Source organism: Ruegeria sp. ABF4_144, from assembly GCF_056160045.1.
The window spans coordinates 70,476-90,478 of sequence record NZ_JBSWWK010000002.1 but is presented as its reverse complement, the minus strand read 5'-3'; the positions used below and the strand labels follow the sequence as shown (position 1 = coordinate 90,478).

Here is a 20,003-nt window from a genome sequence, read left to right as displayed (position 1 = left end):
CGCTTTAGCCAAGGCCTACTGCTTAAGTGGACTTGGATCCCAGGCGCGACTGAAGCCATGGAATGCGCTGAATAACTCTTGAAATCTCGGAGGAGATGGGGTGGCCGGTCAAATACAGAACGGCACCCCACCCTACTGCAGCTCCTAGCACACTGAATAGCGTTGCCCAAACATTCAGATCTGCTCCCCAAAAAGCAATCGCAAGGACGGGTACTGCACCCGCCCCTGCAGTTACGAGCAGACTGGTTCCAAGCACAGTGCCCAACACCCTCCAGGTAAACGGAACATGGCGACGCACGACAAAAAGCATCACGATCATTTGGAACGCGTTGGCAAAGAAGAGACTCCACGCGACTGTAAACAGGCTGGATTGGGCCGCGACCAAAACAACAAGCGTAGAGACTGGCAATGTTATCAATGAGATAAAGGCCATCTCTCGCACTCGACCGACAGTAACAAGCACCGGATATGAAAAGTAAATCGGGAACAGCGCAAATGACGCCAAGGCGATGATCCGCAATAAGGGCACCACCTCAAGCCATTGCGGTCCAAGCAGGAGTCGCACCAACGGATCCGCCAGCACCGCCAGACAAAGCAATGCCGGCCACTGCAACGCTGTGACAAAGGAAATACCTAGCAGATAGGGCTCTACTATGCCCTCTCCGGCTCGGGATCGCGCCGAGAAAGCAGGCAGAATGACCGGCTGAACCGCGCTAAGAAACACCCTGTCCGGCAATTGCGTCAGCGACACGGATCGCGAGAATATCCCCACGGCCGAGAACCCAAGGAATCGGCCCAAGATCAATCTCGGCATTGAATCATACAACATTCCAAGAATGGTGATGATGGTGGACCACACCCCAAAGGGTAAAACCTGCCGCCAATATTGAAAGCTGGGCCGAAAAATCCACCATTTCGGTAAGCAGATCAGCGCGCCCACCATGTTGGCGCATGCAGCAAACACAGAGCCCCAAACAAGGCTGTAAGCGCCAAACCCCAGTGCAGCCATGGATATTGCTGTCGCAGCGTTTACTGCGGCTGCAAAAATACTGATCCGTGCGACGGCCCCAAAATTCATGTCGCGCCTAAGCAAAGCCAACAACGGCGTGGCGATTGGGGCAACCAGAAAAGCCAATGCAGCAACGCGGATTAATCCGGCCAGTTCTGAGTTGCTGAAAATTCCGGCCAGCACATCAGCCGAAAAATACACAACAAGGCCAAGGCCCAAAGACATCACCACTATCACGGTGACCGCACTGCGCGTGATCTCGGGCGTCAATTCCGCTTCCTGGATCAGGAACGGCCCTACACCAAAATCACGGAATGCCTCAATCAAAAGGATCATGCTGCTGGCGACCATGAACAGCCCGACCTCGGCCGGCGTCAATAGCCGCGAAGTAACAGCCATGGTAATGATCGCAAGCAAAGCGCCTGCTGATTTGTCAATAAATGCAAAGACAAAGGATCGCCGGACCATTGTTAGCTTTTTTCCGCATCAGCCAGCATAAAGATCGGTTCCTTCTCCGAACTATCGCCCGGCGGGTGCCGCACGTTTAAGACTATCTCTTGAGGGTACTCGGAAACGTCGTTCGCGTAAGTAAAAATACGCGCTGCGCGCGGCGTCCGGAAAACGGCTCGGTGGTTCGGTGGCGGCCTCGCGGCAGAATTCTGCGAACCTGCTTGCAACCTCTTCTAGACCATGATGAGAAACAACGAAACTGCGGCCGAACTCGCCCAGATCTTGCCTTTGGCGCGGGTTCATCGCCAGTGTACGCAGTGCATCTTGCAAAGCACTGTTTCGACCAGCCCCATCCCCATAGCCATACATCCCAGTCCGTTGGAACAGATCAATAAGCTGAGGAGAAAACGTGCGGGCGAACCCGTTGGTCCCCACGACAACCACCGGCTTGGCAAATGCCAACCCCCGCAGGGCAGATCCGCCCATTCCCATGACGATATCTGCGCCGGCATAGGCCGGGCGCGGATCGCTGAGCGCGCCGGTAAACACGATTGCCTTACGACCCAACCGTTCGTTGACCTGATACGCCTGGGCCTCAAGTCGAGGGCGCCCTTCGCCACTGCCGACAATCACCAGTTTTAAAGGTAGCTCCCCTGCCAGATGGTCCATGGCTGCAATCGCCTGAACCAAGCTTTCCGCTTTCATATATTCAGCCAACCGAGACACTGAGACGACAGCAATTTCATCTGTTCCGACCCCATACTCGCGCCGAAACGCCCCCCCATCAACGGCATCTGGGGCATTTTCGACGATATCGACAGGTGGTAAAAGCGCATGGGTTTTTGTCCAACCTGCCTGATCAGCCTGCTGCCGTAGCCCTTCAAAACCAAATGTAGTCGGGACATGACGCGGAAGAACACGGGTCAATGACATCATCATATCGGTAATGACCAAAGGCGTCCGATAGGGCAGATGCACGCCAAGATAAGCTTCTATTCCCTGCCACCAATCCCAGGCATGGATTAGGTCCGGTTGGAACTGCTGGACGATTTTACGCAGGCTTTTCATACGCTTCGCGGACGGATGCCAGCGCACATCGGGCGCTGGCACAAATGTCAGTTTCTTGCGGCACAAAAGCTGCAAAGCCGGCCCCTCGGTCGCGAAAACGATCACGTCAAAACCGTGCTTGTCCCGAAGCTGTGCTGCCAAGTCTATTGCGTTGATCTGTGTACCACCCAGTTCCAGGCGGTGCGCAAAGACGAGTAGCTTCAAAGCCTGACCCCGTTGTGCTCATGCCGCTTCGACGCGGGCTTGAGCTTTGGCGTAAACGGTGCTCGCACGGATCTGTCCTGTTTGAACAACGAGCTGGAGGATCTTGCCGACAGCAAGGCGTCAAAATACTCGATTGTCCGTTCCAGACCTTCGCGCAGTTGAATCTTCGGCTCCCAACCCAAGGCCGCACGTGCACGGGAAATGTCCGGCTGACGCTGCAGCGGATCATCCTGCGGTAGGGGTTTGAAAATAATCGGTGAGGACGATCCCGTCAGATCGATCACCTGCTCTGCAAGCTCTCGGACTGTAAATTCGCCGGGGTTGCCAAGGTTGATCGGCAATTCGACATCATCCGGCGCATCCATAAGCGCGCGGAAGCCGCGGATCAGGTCGTCGGCATAGCAGAACGACCGCGTCTGGGTGCCATCGCCATAGATAGTCACCGGATCACCCTTCAGGGCCAGAACGATAAAGTTCGACACGACACGACCATCATCCGGGTTCATCCGCGGACCATAGGTATTGAAGATGCGGGCCATGCGGATATTGACCGAGTACTGACGGTGATAATCAAAAAACAACGCCTCGGCGCAACGCTTGCCTTCGTCATAACAAGAGCGAGGCCCGATTGGGTTCACGTTGCCCCAATAGCTTTCAGGCTGCGGATGGACGGACGGATCACCATAGACTTCACTTGTCGACGCCTGGAAAATCTTGGACTTGGTCCGTTTTGCCAGACCCAGCATGTTCAGCGCACCCATAACATTTGTCTTGATGGTTTTGACAGCATCCAGCTGGTAATGCACCGGCGATGCCGGGCAGGCGAGATTGTAGATTTCGTCTACTTCCACATAGAACGGCATGGTGACGTCGTGGCGTGCCAGTTCGAACCGGGGATGGTCCAAAAGATGTAGGACATTGGATCGGGATCCGGTCAGAAAATTGTCGAGACACAGGACGTCGTGACCGTCGTCCAGCAGGCTTTCACACAGGAATGAGCCTAGAAAACCCGACCCTCCGGTGACAAGAATGCGCTTGTTGTCGGTCATACTTAAGTCCTCTCTTGGAATTTGACTTCGAAGCGGAAAAAAACTGAGAAAAAACGTTCCAGCATATCAGTACGCACCTTTGCCGGTAAGAACTGCCGAGAAAGTGCGCAGTATTATTGATACGTCCAGCCAGAACGACCGGTTTTCGATGTAATAGGAATCCAGCGCGATCTGTTGCTCCAGATCAGCATTGCTGCGGTCGGAAATCTGCCAAACGCCTGTCAGCCCCGGCATCACCGACGCCCGACGGTGGCGAAACTCGGCAGGCATGGCCTCAAGGTGGTAAATCGGGAAAGGCCGCGGCCCGACCAGGCTCATGTCCCCGCGAATGATATTCCAAATCTGGGGCAGCTCATCCAGGCTGAAGACGCGTAGAAATCGGCCTACAAACGGAAGGATGCGCGGGTCGTTACGCAGTTTGAAATGGGTTTCCCATTCCTTGCGTGCCTCTGGATCACTTTCAAGCAGTTGCTGCAGCAGAGTATCGGCATCGCAATACATAGTGCGAAGTTTAAGAACGTGAATTCTGCGCCCGTCCAGACCTTCGCGCTCTTGCGAAAAGAAAACCGGACCGGGATCGAGAATGCGGATCGCCAAGGCAGCCAGGCCAATGGTCGGCGCCGCAAATATCAACGCCGGAATGGCGACCAACAGATCAAAAGCACGCTTTCCGAACGGAACAGCGGTTCGTCCATAGCGCCCGGTCAAGCGAACACCGATGTGGTCTGCATTGACCGGCCGACACCGTCCGTTATGCGACAAGCCGCACACATCCGACAGGATAACAACTTCGGAGTAAGACTTGAGGAGCCGTTGCAGGGTCGGGTTGTTCGGGAAGTTAGCACTTACCCAGATCGCAATCTTTGGCTCGTTCAGGTCGTTTCCACACCCTGCCCCGACCAGAGAAACACCGTATCCCGGATCGGCGCGCATCAGCCGGGTGAATTCGTCGACCGATCCTTCATCGCCAAACACCTCTGACGATCGCCCCCAAAACCCGTTGTCTAAGAGGACGCGTATTGCGAACCTACGCCCGAATATCTGCGCCACGGCGGTGATCAGGAAAAGCGCCAATGCAACAGCAATCAGCGAAGCAATGCCCATGGTCCAGATATCAATGGTCATAGCATAAAGCGACGCTGCAAGCGCGGCACCGCCCCAAGCCAAGCAACTTTTGCGCAACCGAACCTCACGGCGCAGCAGATATCCAGGGTAAAGACCAAACAACGATTTTAGAATGATCTGTGCGCCGACCGCTACGACGAATGTCTGAACCACTGGTGCAATTGCTACGACGTGCAAAAACGCGCTCGTTAAAACCGCAAATCCCGCGACAAACGCACCAAGCAAAAGGTCAGCGACCGTCAGGCCAAGCGCCGCAACTCGGGGTTTGTGATTACGCAGAACATCTTGCGAAAAACGCTCGCTGGCCGCTGCAACAGAAGGGCTTTGAACGCTTCCTTTAGACGCGCCGTAAAAAATATTCGCTCTAGTGGTCTCGCTAACTGACATCGCTTCGGGCTCACTCACCGCGCCCGATGGGTCAATGCTATAATCTCTGTCAGGAGGCCAGCTGACTGGGGTATCCGTCATCTCAGTACTCAAAAAAAAGAACAATCGGTAACATATCTGCGATCAGCCTAGGCCGAACGAGAGTAACCCGGAACCTAACTAAAGGAATCCCTGTGGTACATTAACCCTAGTACTTTCAGACATTGCACTAAACATAAGCCTCCGAACGGCTTACGAACCTGTCCAATAGGTGCATTCGGCTACGACGGGCCCGAAATGCCCGGCCTTTCAGAGAATCGTAAACAGCTTTAGGCGGCAGCCATAGCCAAACGCTGGTGCCTCGAAAGTTTCGGTCGGAAAGACGGATAGTGGAAGTTGATGGTCAAAATAGCCGTGGCCGTCATCGTCCAAATTAGGTCGTTCTGCATCAGGAAAGTGCTTTCCGAAAGATTGACGATCAACGAGAAGGCAATCATCAAATTGCACCAGGTCCACCCGTCATCTGGCCGCGCGAACTGCAGGGTCAGCCCGCGGATAAGCGATTGCACTATAACAAAAACCAAAACCGCGACGCCGACAAAACCGACTGAAAGCAAGAGATCCCTGAAACCGCTATGAGCATGTGGTGGGCTCCAGCCGGATTCGCTGTAAATCGAGTAAGCAACCCCGTTCGCCTCGGACCAGAACGCCCCGTACCCATAGCCCAAAAGGGGGCGCTTGGCGATTTCGGGATCTACAAGTGCCCATAGAGGCACTCTGCCCGTAAGCGTCGCATCTTTGCCCAAAGCTTCAAGAAGCGGAAGCAGGTACACTGCAAGCAACACGAGAATGATCGCGATCACTTGCAGAGTCAGCAAGATCAGAACGACCCGCCCCAGTCCTTTAGATCGTTCGATCAAGCGAAAGGCCATAAAGAACACGATGGACGCAACCGCGACCAGAAGACTGGTGGCCGATTGTGAAAGAAGAACGCAGGTAAAACCCAATATCGCCGAAAACCAACCGACACGCCGCATCTTAAGCCAGGGGTCCTGAATGAGTGCAACACCCAGCAAAACCGAGATACTTGAAAACCAACCGAAAACATTCTTATGGGCAAAGAGCCCGCGCAGCGCCGTTTCACCCGGAGCAAATGCCATATGAGGCGCCCCTGCAGCCATCAACAGGCTTAAGACCATCACGCCGGTCAGAACGATCGCAAATAGCAGGGTTTGTTGCCGCGGTGTAAATCGCATGGCGATCAAATATGCCAGTAACGTCGACATCAGCAGCGCAACAGACCTGCGCAGCGTGATCGAAGAGGAAATTGACCAAAGCACTGACAAGAAGGGCAAACCCATCAAAACTAGCATCGGAATGCTACGAAATGCTATCGTCATGAATTGCGACAAATGGCGAAGGAGCAAAATCAAAGTAATGACGTACATCGGAAGTGCTATCTTCCTGAGGGTCGCCATTTCGGACCCATCCAAAACCCCGTCCAGCGAATACAGCAGAGGGAAAACGGCTCCGGACAATATAAATAGGCTGAAGGAACAGCCGACCCATTCCAACTTGCGCCAAGTCGGTAGACGTGCCTGGGAAACGTCGCGCGGAAACAATTTAAACGGGCCTCAAAAACGAAAAATGCAGCCAATGATAGCGCGTCTCATTTTTTGAGTCGAAGTTCCGGTTTGATAAATTGGTTCTCCATTTGGATAGGTTTTATGATACACCCCACCAAAAGGCCTAAGGACCTTACCAATCCGCCTAATACCGTCGAATTTCCAAGCGCTATAGATTTCTATTGAGCCCGGCTTTTTTCGGGTCGGTTTGTGTGAGTGTCTCTAAGTTTTAGTGAAAGTGTTTGCAAAATGGCCAACCACCTCGTGAATGCGCTCCGAATTTTGGAGCATGGCCGCTGCTGGGTGTTTATTTTAGCCCTGCTCGTGTCTGCCCCGGGATATCTTTTCGCTGCAACGACCGTCGAGCGCGGTGATACGTTGCTGATTGAAGTCTTCGATGAAAAGTTGTTTTCGCGCGAAGCGCGCGTCGATGCTGACGGGCGCATCATTCTACCCGTACTCGGCGGGATCGAGGTTGCGGGGCGAAGTCTCGATGAAATTCGTACTTTGATCGAAGTGGAATTGGCGGCACGGGGCCTCATGCGCCAGCCTGTGGTGCTGGTAGAATTCGAAAAGTACCGGCCTGTATACGTTGATGGCGCTGTGGCGAAGCCGGGCGCAATTACATATTTGCCCGGCATGACTGTTCGGCAAGCGGTCATTGCGGCCGGTGGAATGAAGTTGAGAACCGAAGGGGAAGAATTCGACTCCGAAACACTGATCCACGCTGTCGCCCAAAGTCAGGCCAATGCATTTCAATTGCTACAGGTTGACACGCGCATTGCCAGATTGGCGGCTGAACTGGCGGATCAGTCTGAATTTGAAACCCCGACCGACCGAGCTGGCACGCTGGATGAACAAATGGTTTCGGACACCGTCGCTAGCGAAATCAAGCTGCTGGAAGAACGCTTGTCCCGCCAATCGGCGCATCAACAGCACCGCGGCAACCTGATCGATCTTCTGGACACCGAAATTCAAATACTGGAGCAACAAGCCGAACTTCAACGCGAAGAAGGCGAAGTCCACGGTGAAGAACTGGAGAACGCGCGCCAATTGGTTGAACGCGGGTTGATGCAAACCTCTCGTTTGCAGGAGCTCATGCGCGAGAGGTCTCAGCTTGGTCGGGACTTGCTGGAGAACCAAGCCTTCGCGGCACGTGCGCGTCAAGCCAAGGAAACCAACAGATACGAAGCGTCGGACAGCGAAGCACAGAAACGCATCACGATTCAGAACGAACTGCAGGAAGCACGCCGACAGAAAGTTCAGATCGAAGCCGCAATGCAAGCTCTAAGAGCACAACTGCTTGTCGTCGGCCTTGCCCAGACCAGTGACAGCTCTCTTTCCGAGCCGATTGCCAGGATGGAAATTCTCCGGATGGAAGCGGGTCAGATGAACACCATTACGGCCGAGCCGGGCACCCTGATTCAACCGGGCGACGTTCTGGAAGTTAAAATCGAAACGGCCCTGCCCGGCTAAGGAGTTCTGACTGTATTTTTTTTGGTAACTAGTTGTCCGGGGCAGGTTTATGTCTTTTGAACCCCAGGTGAGTGTCCTCATCAATAACTACAATTACGAACGCTTTTTACCTCAGGCCATTGAAACGGCATTGGGGCAGGAAGGCGTGCACGCCGAAGTCATCGTGGTCGACGATGGTTCCAAGGACGGGTCCCGCGCAGTCATTGAAGGATATGGCGACCGGGTAAAGGCTGTTTTTCAGGAAAACGGCGGGCAAGCCAGTGCGATCAACGCGGGCGTTGCCAATTCCCGGGCGCCGGTTCTGGCGTTTCTGGACGCAGACGATTGGTGGGCTCCGACCAAGCTGCGCGAAACACTGCATGCATTTGCCGAAAACCCAGACGCAGGTCTGGTCTATCATCGGCTGCAACCTGTCCACTTGGACGGAAGCAACGCCTTTGCGCCGATTCCGCGAAGCCTTTGCGCCGGAGAAATGGCGCCCAGATTGAAGCGAAGTGGCGGATGCTGGCCGTTTCCCATGACCTCATCTCTGGCGGTTACACGTGCCGCCTGGGACGCTGCTGGCGCAATCCCCGACAGTTTTCGGATATCTGCGGACGCATGGCTGACCGGAATCCTGCCATTTCTATCGCCGGTCGTCGCACTGCCGCAGGCGTTGGGGTACTACAGAATTCACAACAATAACTGGTATAGGGCCACAGACGACGAGGAAACTTTGGTCAAACGAATGGCGCATTGGCGGGCAACTGTCGATGTGAGCAATCAGTTTCTAGCCGAGCATGGCCGACAGGAACGGCTGGATATCGCGGATCATTTCCCTTACCAGGCTGCCGCGGCGCGATTGGGCACCCCGGACGCCAACAACATCCTGACTTTGGTCCTCAAAGGTCTGCGCGATCCCGGTGAGCCGAATGTCCTGCGGCGCGCCCGGACCTGCGCGCGCCTCGTTGCTCAGCTGCGCCGAGACCCGCTTAAACCGGCATCGGAGATGTCATGAAGGCGGTGCTCGTGAGTGCCGACCCCGTCGACTATACGATCGCGGTGGTCAATGGGCTTGCACATCACGTGGAAGTTCATGCTTTGCTGTCGCGCAAGCATTACGAGCATCTGCAGCGCTGGATTGACCCAAGGGTCAAAGTCGAACTGCTGGACTGGCCGCGGACCCGCAGCCCCTCTTACCCAGCCTTTCTGTGGCGTTTGACCCGCATAATCGACTCCAAAGAGCCGGATGTCGTTCATTTGCTCAGCAACACGTCGCTCTGGTTTAACTTGGCGATGCCCGTCTGGCGCCAAAGACCATTGGTTACAACCGTGCATGATGTGACTTTGCACCCGGGCGACAAGGATACCGCTCGTCTTCCCGGTTGGGGCAATCGGCTGATGGCCAAACAGTCACCACATCTGATCGTTCATGGTGATGGCCTACACAAAGCTGCATCCAATACCTTCAACAAACCGGAAAGCCACATTCACTCGATCCCGCATCCGGCGATCCGCCGATACGCTGATCTTGCAAAAGAGGCTGGTCTGCGCCGCTCGCGGCCAAGTAACGAGTTTGTCGTGCTGCTGTTCGGCAGGATTTTTGCCTATAAGGGTCTTTCCACGCTGATCGAGGCGGAAAAACAGCTGAGTGACGACCTACCCGAATTACGCCTTGTGATTGCTGGCCGGGGTGATAATCCCAATGATCTCAAACACCTCATGGGGCACCCCGAACGTTATGAAATCCAGCAGGGTTTCATCGAGGATATTGACGTTGCCCAGAAGTTCGTAGACGCCGATTTGGTCGTGTTGCCCTATGATGAGGCCTCGCAAAGTGGGGTACTCCATTTGGCTGCTGCCTTCGGAAAACCGGTTATCGTCTCTGACACGGGAGAGTTGAAGGCAACGGTCGAGCCTCCTCGTATTGGGTTGGTTGTTCCGCCGCGCGCACCATCGCAACTGGCCGCCACGATGCTGAAACTGGCCCGTGACCCGAATCTCCTCACCCAATTGGGTGAAAACGCTATCAAATGGTCAGAGAGCCAGAACGCTCCCTCCTCCATTGGGGGTATGACGGCCGAACTGTACCGCAAGATCGTTCAAACGCCGGCCTTGGCCCAACCAAATTGATTAATGGCGATATCAGCTGCGTTAATTGTCGCAGCGCCGCGCATAGCGGACACTCAACGTATTAGAATCTTTTTTGTGACCAAGGGTAACTATTATGCGTGTTTTCAGGCCGTCCGTGGGATCGGTCCGCCACTATATCGCGGGCGGGCACGAACACGGCGGCGGCATCGGTCGTTTGGCGGGCAATATTCTGTCCGCCCCTGGAAAGAAGTCGACCCATATCATTAAAGATACACGGGGCGCGGGCTGGAACCCGCTCTATTCTCCGTTTTTTTTGCTGTCTGCTCTTGTGACGCTGATGACTGATCGGGTCTCGGAACCGGGCAGGCTTCATCACATCCATATCGCCGGCAGGGGCAGCACCGCACGCAAGCTTATCCTTGGGACGTGGGCCCACTGGCTTGGATGCAGCTACATCCTTCACCTACACGACTATGATTACGAGGCCGACTACCTGCGCCGCCCCGAATGGCAACAACGCGCGATCCGCAAACTGTTCAACAGAGCGGAACACGTCATCGTTCTGGGTCAGCGAGATTTTCGCATGGTCCACGACGTTCTAAAGGTGCCAACCGACAAGCTTTCAGTTGTTCGCAATTGCGTTCCAGACCCTGGTCAACACCCAAAAGAAGAAGGCGACACTGTCGAAATCCTGTTTCTGGGCCGCCTCGGCCCACGAAAGGGCGTGCCGGAACTGTTGCATGCGCTGTCTCACCCTGACATGCCAGATGACGGGTGGCGTGCGACACTTGCTGGCGACGGACCAGTTGAGCAATATCGACAAGACGTTGCAGACTTGAACCTAGAGAACAAAGTTAACCTGCCCGGCTGGCTTGACGAACCCACAACGCGTTCTCTCTGCGCTCGATCAGACATTTTAGTGCTCCCGTCACATGCCGAAGGCTTTGCAATGGCCGTCCTAGAAGGGCTTGCACATGAACTGGTTGTCGTCACCACGCGCGTCGGAGCCCATGACGAGGTTCTGCAACACGATGAAAGTTGCGTATTCGTCCCGGTCGGGGATGCAACAGCATTGGCGCATACGCTCTCGGATCTGATCCGAAACCCAACCAAACGCGCGCGGATCGCGGAACAAGGCCGACAGCTGTACCTGTCCGGTTTCGGGATCGGTGGATATGTCGAACAGCTTGACGCCCTCTACGGCAAACTGGGGCAAGCCTCTCGGTATGCGGAGGTGTCTACATGACGGTACCTCCGCTACATCTGGACCCTGCAAACCGCCTGTCCTTGGCATCACCGCCGCAGGAATCCCTGAATACAGAGGACATGGGGTGGCTCAAGGCGGTCTGGGCTTTGCGTCGGCGCCTTTTCCTGATTGCGGCCATCACAATTGGGGCCTGCCTGATTTCGATACCCTTTTTGTTGGGGATGGAGAAAAAGTACTACAGCGAAACGCGAGTCCTGATCTTTAAGACACCCGTTGTCGCTTTGGCCGAGGCGGCCGAGATCCGGTTGGCCGAAGTCGATATCGTGACCGAAGTCGCAAGACTGGGGTCTGTCGAGAATGCCGAAGCCGTCATCGCACAGTTCGATCTGGCCAACACTGAAGAATTCAACCCGGAATTACGGCCACAAAGCCTGATAAGCCGTCTCTTGGGTAGGATACGCTCTTTCGGGTCACCGTCATCTCAGGACGACCCCGAGGCCCAAGATCCGTTCCGCCGCGTATTGTTAGAATACCGCGATGCCTTGTCCATTTACAGACAAAGGCAAAGTAACGTCGTCGTTGTCTCTTTCAAATCACTAGACCCGGTGCTGGCAGCTGAGGTCCCAACCGCCGTGGTCGAAACTTACATCGCTCAAAAAGAGGCGCGCTGGAAAAGTGAGGTCGAAGACGCGGCCGACTGGTTGGGCCTTAGGATTGAGACAGCTCACTCATTGGCCGAAGCAACGCGGTCCGAGCTAAAACAAGCAGCGGAGAAAAGCGGCGAAGCTTCAGAAGATACCTCTACTGCTATCCTCAGCCATCTGGCCGGGCTTGAAACCTTTAGCGCGCGCCTAATGCAAGAACTTGCAGACATAGACACGATACTGACTTCGATTGAATTGGCCCAACAGGACCTTGCGGTTCCAGCGTTGCATGAACCCGCGATTTTGGGCGATCTCCGACGTGAACTTCTGCTGCAAATGCGTGATCTGGAAGACATCGCAGCCACCTACGGCGAACAGTTTGAGGCGGTGGTGCGCGGACGTGCCCGTGCCGAGGGCATTCGCGCCGACATCAGATCAGAACTCGCGGCCTATGCGAGAATGGTTGAGTTGCGCAAAAGCCAGATCGTAGAGCAAGCCCAAGGGGTTGACAGCAACATCACAACTGCACGTAGCCAGCTGGCCGAAAACCAGAATGCGGCCCGACAGCAGGAAGGCTTGACCCTGGCGTTGCGAGAACAGGAAGAATTGGCAGCGTTGCTGGAGTACCGGCAAAACAGTCTGATGGCCGAAGGGCAGATCAAACTGGTGACTTTGGAAGTCTTATCTCCTGCAATTGTGCCACGCAAACCACTGGGGCCAGGGCGCAAAATGTACCTGATGGCCGTCGGCTTAGTCAGCCTGATCGGCGCGCTGACTTTGGCGGGGCTTCTGGAGCTTCTGGACAATCGCGTGCGCAGCCACGAACAGCTTACGCAGCTTAGCCACCTCGTGCCCGTGGGTTATCTTCCCCGTGTCGAACCGCATGAAGACTCATCCGCAAGCGATCCCCTGAGCTGGGTACCGGACGCACAGTTTTCTGAGTTTCTCAGCAGTACAACCTTCATGATTGAGGCAGGAAATCATGGCGATTTCCCTTCAAGTTTGCTGGTTTGTCCGACATCCGATGCCGGCTCGTCAACTCTGTGCGCACACTGGATTGCAAAGGAACTGATCGAGAAGGGTTACAAAGTCCTGTTTGTGGACCTGAATAAGGTCGCTGACGCCAAAGACGGCTTGACCTCCAGCCCCGCGACAATCGGCGGTATCGTCCTCGGTCAAAGTGAAAAGCTCGATAAACTCGCGCTCCATGGCAACGATTTGCGGGACGAACGCTTCTGGACCCAGATGAGCACGCTTCTGACCGAAGCCGAAGCTGGTCACTACGTCACGATCGTGGACGCTCCGCCTTTGCACAGGCTGGCAACACTCAGGTTTGCTCAGCTTGTCGAGGCCAAGTTGTTGGTCATGCGTTGGGGGCAGACCACCAAGTCTGAGGCCGAACTGAGTGACGGCCTGCTGAGCAAGTCCGGAATTGCCCCGGCCTACTCGTTGATTGTCGATGTGCAGCCGGAACGGCACAGCCAATACGGCTTTACCGACCGAATGACCCTGACGACCAAAGAAAATGCAAAAGGCAAATCGAAGATTTGGAACCTGTTTTGGAAGGGGGCCAGAAACTCATGACTACAAGGCTACCAACAACGGTTTTGTCGGGCTTCCTGGGCGCAGGAAAGACAACATTGCTGAACCAGATCCTCAACGCACGCGCGGGAATGCGCGTCGCGGTCATCGTCAATGACATGTCAGAAGTGAACATTGATGCTGAACTGGTGCAGCGCGGCGGATCGCAACTCAGCCACACCGAAGAGGAACTGGTTGAACTTTCGAACGGATGCATTTGCTGCACTCTGAGGGATGACTTGTTGCAAGAAGTTAGCAGGCTTGCGCTTGAAGATCGGTTTGATTGCCTGCTGATCGAATCCACCGGTATTTCAGAACCCTTGCCGGTGGCTGCGACATTCGAGTTCTGCGACAGCAATCACGAGAGCCTCAGTGACATTGCTCGGCTGGACGCGATGGTCACGGTCGTGGACGCGGTCAACCTACTTGCCGATTTTGAAAGCCATGACTTTTTGCGCCAGCGCGGCCCGGTTCGCGATGACAAGGACGAAAGAACGCTGGTCGAACTGTTGGTCGACCAAATCGAATTCGCGGACATCATTGTCCTGAACAAGATCAGTTCGGCCGGCCCTGAGCAAACCACCCGCGCGCGTCAAGTTATCCGAGCGCTGAATCCCGATGCCCGGTTGATAGAAACGGACTTTGGCAAGGTCGATCCGGGTGCCATTCTGGACACACGGCTTTTCGACCCGTCCGTGGCGAAAAGCCATCCGATGTGGTACAAAGAGATGTACGGACATGCAGATCATGTACCGGAATCAGAAGAGTATGATTTGTCGTCTTTCTGCTTCCGATCGCGTCAACCGTTCGACGAAAAACGTATTCAGAAACTACTGACCGGCAACCTGCCCGGCGTGCTGCGCGCCAAGGGTCACTTCTGGGTCGCCGAACGTCCAAGCATAGCCTTTGATTTCAGCTTGGCAGGCCATTTGTCCACCATAACGCCAACCGGGCGCTGGTGGGTGGCCACCCCTGCGGAACACTGGCCCGCAGATCCACGCGTGCGCACCCAGATTCGGCGACATTGGCGACCACCTTTTGGTGACCGCAGACAGGAACTGGTTTTTATCGGCACAGGACAAATGAACAAGGAAAAGATCATCAGCGCACTGGAAGCCTGTGTATCGACCCCAACAGCATGGCAACCTCCGCTGCCTGTGCAGCCCGCTGACGGTATGCGAAACAAGCTCGCTGCGCTGATGCCCAACAACCAAGGATAAGCTCCGTCCGTAAAGGAGATTAAAAAGGAGATTTAAAGATGACCAATGCGATAGTTCAGGAAAATGCCAGAACAGATGGCGTAGCACCCAAGTCCTACTGGGATGTCCCACATTCAACCCAGATCGAAGGGTTTGCCACTGATATCAGCGTTGATGCCGGTGGGCAGATTGACTTCAAGATCAACGTAAACGGCGATGCAGGTAGTGACTACGTGGTCGAGATTTTCCGGCTTGGCTACTACGACGGCAATGGCGCTCGTAAAGTTGCCGAATGGACCAACACCGATGCGGTCGTGCAACCGGATCCGGATTATGACGCTGCGCGCGGTTTGGTGGATGCGGGTAATTGGAGCGTCACCGACAGCTGGGATACGCCCGAGGATGCTGTTTCCGGTGTATATCTGGCACGGGTGCAGCGTCTGGATGAAAATGGTGACCCTATTGAAGGCGCCGCAAACCAAATTCCTTTCATCATTCGGGATGACGATCGGGATGCGGATATCGTTCTGCAGACCTCCGACACGACATGGCATGCCTATAACGGATGGTTCGGCAATAACGGCGAGGTTGGCGCCAACTTCTATGGGGACGCAAGCGGTACAATTGATCACCCGGACATCCCAGGCGCTGGCAACTTTGCTCAGGATCGCGCTTATGCTGTGAGCTACAACCGGCCTCTGATCACGCGTGGCATTGAAGGCGGACAGGGCGGACCAGCGGCTGGAGCACAGGACTATCTTTTTGGTGCGGACTACGCGGCGATCTCGTGGCTTGAACAGAATGGCTATGACGTCGCTTATATCTCTGGCATGGACACGGACCGGTTGGGTCCGGATTACCTAAAGAAATACGACGCATACATCTCGGTCGGTCACGACGAATACTGGTCAGGCGACCAGCGTGCCAATGTCGAGGAAGCGCGGGACGCAGGTGTGAACCTGCTGTTCTGGGGCGGCAATGACATGTATTGGAAGACGCGGTGGGAAACCAGCATCGTCGATGGTGTCGAATACAGAACTCTGGTCTGCTACAAGGAAACTTGGGCGGTGGCCGATCCGAATGCGGGTCCGGACGATTACTACAATCTTGACCCCTCTGACATTTGGACCGGCACATGGCGCGACGTACGCTTTTTGGGCAACCCAGAAGCAGGTGTCGGCACCGGCGATGAGACCGTAAGCGGCGGTGTTCCGATGTGCCACTGCGCCGAAAACTCGCTCATTGGCACCCTCTTTGGCCCTGACGCGACCGGCACTTTTGGCGGTGCGCTGGATATACCGGAAGAATTCGCACCCCTGCGTGTGTGGCGTGACACATCCTACGCGGATGGCGGTGCGTTGGACGTCTCCGAAGGCATTTTGGGGTACGAGTGGAACACAGCCCCGGATGACGAAAACCGCCCGGCCGGATTAATCAAACTATCAGAAACGACAATTCCGTGGGACAGGATTGTTATCGACCAAGGCAACACGACAGCGCCGGGCACGGCGACCCACAACCTGACCATGTATCGGGCCGACAGTGGTGCGCTTGTGTTCAGTGCAGGCACGGTATTCTGGACTTGGGCGCTGAGCAACGAACACGACAGCGAACCCTATGGTGCCGACATTGAAAATGTCGACCTTCAGCAGTTCACCGTGAACATGTTCGCGGACATGGGTATTCAACCCGGTGTTTCAGACACCATCCTTGCCTCTCAGGGGTTAATTAGGGCAATTGCCTCCGCTGACCAAACGGACGCCACCGCCACAATGGACGATCTGCCGGACTCCGTTTCGGCCCTTCAAACTGTGATCATCACGGGTACCGCAACCGATGACGACGGAGACGCCGGCACCGAAGATGGTGTGGTCGCCCTTGTGGAAATCTCGTTCGATGGCGGCCAAACCTGGAGCCCGGTAAACGGGACAACCAATTGGTCTTACAGTTGGACACCTGCAGTGGAGGGCAATTACGACATTGTCGTGCGGGCCATTGATGACAGCCTGAACCTGCCCGATCTTGCGTCGCTTCCGCCGCAGATTCTTGAAGTCACAGAAGCTGTGATCCCCGAGACGGTCAGCCTGTTCGAACCATTCACCTCCTATGACGGAGTGCTCGCTTCGGACGCACAACCGCTACATCTGGGTACGAATTTCAGCTCAAGCGTCGCCGGTCAGGTGACAGAATTGAAATACTACCGGGACGCAGCGGATGCTGATGATACAGATGTCCGCAATGCGTATTTGTGGGATTCTTCAGGAACACTGCTTGCGAGCGCTCAATTTGTGTCCGCGCCCGGAGAGAGCGGTTGGCAAACAGTCGCGCTCAATGTTCCTGTCAGCATCCTCGCGGGTCAGCAATATGTGGTCTCGTACGAAACGACGGACAACTACGCTGCGACCAACTCATTCTTCGGTGGCGAATTCACTGAACCTTTCGGAGTACTAAGCGCTCCGGATGCCGCAGGCGTGTATGCTTATAGTGGTTCTCCGGTCCTGCCCACCAACAGTTTTCAGGACACATTCTACTGGGTGGATGTAACCTTCGCACCTGCCCCCAGCGTTAATGAGGCACCGGTTATCGTATCAGGCGTGTCCTATAGCCTGAATGAAAACACCATTGCTGTTGGGCTTGTGCAGGCAACTGATGCCAACGCAGATCAGCTCACCTATTCGATTGAAGGCGGCGCGGATGCGTCCCTGTTCTCGATCAATCCGAACACTGGTGCGCTAAGCTTTGTCGCACCGCCTGATTTTGAAACCCCAGCCGACGCCGGGGCCGATAATCAGTATGATCTGGTTGTCGGAGCTTCGGACGGCATTGCCCCTGTGACGCAGCAGTCGATCACGGTCACCGTAAACGATGTTGAGCCCGAGGGAGGGCCCGGGGAAGAACCGACGAATGTCTTTGGTGCAACGGACACGCCGGACCTTATCGCAACCAACGATCCTACAGATTATGAGCTGGGCATGCGGTTTGAAACCAATAGCGACGGCATCATCACAGCACTACGCTACTACCGTGGCGCCGAGGATGCGTCGGACACGGATGTCCGAACGCTGAACCTTTGGAGTGATACTGGTCTTCTGCTGGCATCTGCAACGGTTACATCCGCGCCGGGTGAAATTGGGTGGCAGACCGTCGATCTGTCGACACCAGTAAACGCGGCAGATGGCGATCAGTTCGTGGTGTCCTACGGCACAACTCAGAACTACGCGGTGTCTCAGAACTATTTCACCAGCGCCGCGACCAGCGACGATGGCCTTCTTGTTGCACCAGCGAACTCAGCCGGCGAAAGCAACGGGCTGTACAGTGCCGGTTCAACAGGAGTGTTCCCACAGAACTCGTACCTCTCCAGCAACTATTGGGTAGACGTGGACTTCGAGGCCGGATCGGTCGGCCCCAATGGCGCGCCGACCTTCACACTGACAGACTTCGATTTTCAGGTGAACGAGAACCAAACTCAGGTTGCCTCCCTTGCCGCCACTGATCCGGACGGCGACACATTTGTGTTTGCAATCGCCGGAGGGGCAGACGCAAGTGCGTTCAATATCGACCCGAACACCGGAGCGTTGACCTTTGCATCGCCCCCCGATTTCGAAAACCCCGGGGATAGCAATGGCGACAATATTTATGACGTGATCGTCTCGGTCGCGGATGCGTTCAACCCGGCGGTTGAGCAAGTGGCAACGGTCACCGTAGCGGATGTGGACGAAAGTGGCCCACAGGTCTCAACCCTGTTTGGGCCGGGCGACACGCCAGATCAGATCGTGACTTTCGACCCGACCGACTATGAACTCGGGGTGGAATTCACAATTGCCTCTGACGGACAGGTCACCGGTCTGCGCTACTACCGCGGTGCCGCTGACGCAGATGATACTGACATACGCGTGCTGAACCTGTGGGCGGAAGATGGCACCAAACTGGCCAGCGTCACGGTGCAGTCCGATCCCGGTGAAAGCGGGTGGCAGGTCGGCACTCTTTCGACACCGATCGATTTGGAGGCGGGCTCGTCCTATGTTGTCTCCTATGGCACGACCCAGAACTATGCCTTTAGCGGAAGCTTCTTCGGAAGCGATTGGACCGGGCCGGACGGGCAGCTGACCGCCCCCGCCGACAGCGGCCAAACCAGCAATGGTGTATATGCTGCGGGCGCAGTCGATCAGTTCCCAACGCAAAGCTACAACGCCTCCAATTATTGGGTCGACGTGATCGTCGATACTTCTGCTGCCACACAAGGGGACGAGTTCATCTTCTAACTAAGGCTCGCCTTGCCTCATCGGCGAAGCAGTTGTGGCCGAAGACGAAGATTGAAAATTTGAAATCAGAAGGGGAAGCGCATGGCCTGCGCTTCCCTTGTTCGTCAGACCTCCACTTAAATCTTGCAGATTAGCATGGAGCAGCAGACCGGAATGCAGCCTGCCTCGATATCGTCTTCCGAAATCCTGCATTGCCGACCCCCCTCAACTGCACGCCAACCTGCAGGATATCCAGCATCCGTTGCAGGCCGATATTGTTCAGTTGTGCATTGGCCACGATGGCGATGCATCACAGCTGCGAAGGTGAGGACGAGATTGGGTGAGTTCGCTGCACCACGCCGCCCGGCCGATCCGGTATCGGTATTTCCAACGTCTGAAACTGTCCGGGCTGGTAGGCGAACGAGGCCCTCGATGAAGTCCGGAACAAAAAAATGGCCGTGCGCAACACTTCAGGAAACAAAGCCGGCACGCGATTTTTCAAGAAAATCAGGGCAGTGCGTTTGGTCGTGAGATTTCAGAGATTCACTAAGCGTACCAGACGTTAGGGTCCGTCTCGCTGCACTACGAGGGCCTTTCAAAGGGTAGCGCATGCAAGATGGATTTTAGCGCTTGATTGCCTCTGACACTCCCCATAGCGTGCCGTACATGTCAGAATTCTCTCATCT

At 55.3% G+C, this 20,003-nt stretch carries 12 protein-coding genes; 7 read left to right on the top strand and 5 right to left on the bottom strand.

The window, feature by feature from the left end:
• Positions 1-22: 22 nt before the first annotated feature.
• From ACXAGD_RS18805 to ACXAGD_RS18785, 5 genes are all read right to left on the bottom strand, one after another.
• Entirely contained in the window at positions 23-1,477 is a 1,455-nt protein-coding gene (locus ACXAGD_RS18805) for a lipopolysaccharide biosynthesis protein (protein WP_475212842.1), read from the bottom strand.
• A 51-nt stretch (positions 1,478-1,528) separates the two neighbouring features.
• Positions 1,529-2,731, bottom strand: a complete 1,203-nt coding sequence (locus ACXAGD_RS18800; protein WP_475212840.1) for a glycosyltransferase family 4 protein — start codon at positions 2,729-2,731, stop codon at positions 1,529-1,531.
• Positions 2,728-3,780 carry a UDP-glucuronic acid decarboxylase family protein gene (locus ACXAGD_RS18795; RefSeq protein ID WP_475212839.1) on the bottom strand — a complete coding sequence of 351 codons (1,053 nt, stop codon included), beginning with the start codon at positions 3,778-3,780 and terminating at the stop codon, positions 2,728-2,730. The genes ACXAGD_RS18800 and ACXAGD_RS18795 overlap by 4 nt, the downstream gene beginning before the upstream one ends.
• Positions 3,781-3,846: 66 nt before the next feature.
• Positions 3,847-5,082 carry a sugar transferase gene (locus ACXAGD_RS18790; protein WP_475212838.1) on the bottom strand — a complete coding sequence of 412 codons (1,236 nt, stop codon included), beginning with the start codon at positions 5,080-5,082 and terminating at the stop codon, positions 3,847-3,849.
• A gap of 518 nt (positions 5,083-5,600) precedes the next feature.
• Positions 5,601-6,845, bottom strand: coding sequence for an O-antigen ligase family protein (locus ACXAGD_RS18785; RefSeq protein ID WP_475212834.1), 1,245 nt, complete (start codon positions 6,843-6,845; stop codon positions 5,601-5,603).
• A gap of 300 nt (positions 6,846-7,145) precedes the next feature.
• Between ACXAGD_RS18785 and ACXAGD_RS18780 the strand changes: the two genes are divergently transcribed.
• From ACXAGD_RS18780 to ACXAGD_RS18750, 7 genes are all read left to right on the top strand, one after another.
• A complete protein-coding gene (locus tag ACXAGD_RS18780) occupies positions 7,146-8,372 on the top strand; it encodes a polysaccharide biosynthesis/export family protein (protein ID WP_475212832.1) in 1,227 nt (408 codons plus the stop codon).
• A 49-nt stretch (positions 8,373-8,421) separates the two neighbouring features.
• Positions 8,422-9,369: a glycosyltransferase family 2 protein gene (locus ACXAGD_RS18775; RefSeq protein WP_475212830.1), complete on the top strand. Its 948-nt coding sequence runs from the start codon at positions 8,422-8,424 to the stop codon at positions 9,367-9,369.
• Positions 9,366-10,484, top strand: a complete 1,119-nt coding sequence (locus ACXAGD_RS18770; RefSeq protein ID WP_475212828.1) for a glycosyltransferase family 4 protein — start codon at positions 9,366-9,368, stop codon at positions 10,482-10,484. The genes ACXAGD_RS18775 and ACXAGD_RS18770 overlap by 4 nt, the downstream gene beginning before the upstream one ends.
• Before the next feature lie 94 nt (positions 10,485-10,578).
• The gene (locus tag ACXAGD_RS18765; protein ID WP_475212826.1) at positions 10,579-11,691 is read left to right on the top strand and encodes a glycosyltransferase; all 1,113 of its coding nucleotides are present in this window, start codon (positions 10,579-10,581) and stop codon (positions 11,689-11,691) included.
• Positions 11,688-13,880, top strand: a complete 2,193-nt coding sequence (locus ACXAGD_RS18760; RefSeq protein WP_475212824.1) for an exopolysaccharide transport family protein — start codon at positions 11,688-11,690, stop codon at positions 13,878-13,880. The genes ACXAGD_RS18765 and ACXAGD_RS18760 overlap by 4 nt, the downstream gene beginning before the upstream one ends.
• Positions 13,877-15,097 carry a GTP-binding protein gene (locus tag ACXAGD_RS18755; protein WP_475212822.1) on the top strand — a complete coding sequence of 407 codons (1,221 nt, stop codon included), beginning with the start codon at positions 13,877-13,879 and terminating at the stop codon, positions 15,095-15,097. The genes ACXAGD_RS18760 and ACXAGD_RS18755 overlap by 4 nt, the downstream gene beginning before the upstream one ends.
• A gap of 38 nt (positions 15,098-15,135) precedes the next feature.
• On the top strand, positions 15,136-19,338 hold the full coding sequence (locus ACXAGD_RS18750) for a DUF4082 domain-containing protein (RefSeq protein ID WP_475212820.1): 4,203 nt from the start codon (positions 15,136-15,138) through the stop codon (positions 19,336-19,338).
• Positions 19,339-20,003 lie beyond the last annotated feature (665 nt).

Bases quoted from the DNA above. Each gene is read 5' to 3' on its own strand.
- ACXAGD_RS18775 (WP_475212830.1), top strand. From the start codon at position 8,422: ATGTCTTTTGAACCCCAGGTGAGTGTCCTCATCAATAACTACAATTAC.
- ACXAGD_RS18795 (WP_475212839.1), bottom strand. From the start codon at position 3,780: ATGACCGACAACAAGCGCATTCTTGTCACCGGAGGGTCGGGTTTTCTA.
- ACXAGD_RS18765 (WP_475212826.1), top strand. From the start codon at position 10,579: ATGCGTGTTTTCAGGCCGTCCGTGGGATCGGTCCGCCACTATATCGCG.
- ACXAGD_RS18755 (WP_475212822.1), top strand. From the start codon at position 13,877: ATGACTACAAGGCTACCAACAACGGTTTTGTCGGGCTTCCTGGGCGCA.
- ACXAGD_RS18780 (WP_475212832.1), top strand. From the start codon at position 7,146: ATGGCCAACCACCTCGTGAATGCGCTCCGAATTTTGGAGCATGGCCGC.
- ACXAGD_RS18750 (WP_475212820.1), top strand. From the start codon at position 15,136: ATGACCAATGCGATAGTTCAGGAAAATGCCAGAACAGATGGCGTAGCA.
- ACXAGD_RS18805 (WP_475212842.1), bottom strand. From the start codon at position 1,477: ATGGTCCGGCGATCCTTTGTCTTTGCATTTATTGACAAATCAGCAGGC.
- ACXAGD_RS18770 (WP_475212828.1), top strand. From the start codon at position 9,366: ATGAAGGCGGTGCTCGTGAGTGCCGACCCCGTCGACTATACGATCGCG.
- ACXAGD_RS18760 (WP_475212824.1), top strand. From the start codon at position 11,688: ATGACGGTACCTCCGCTACATCTGGACCCTGCAAACCGCCTGTCCTTG.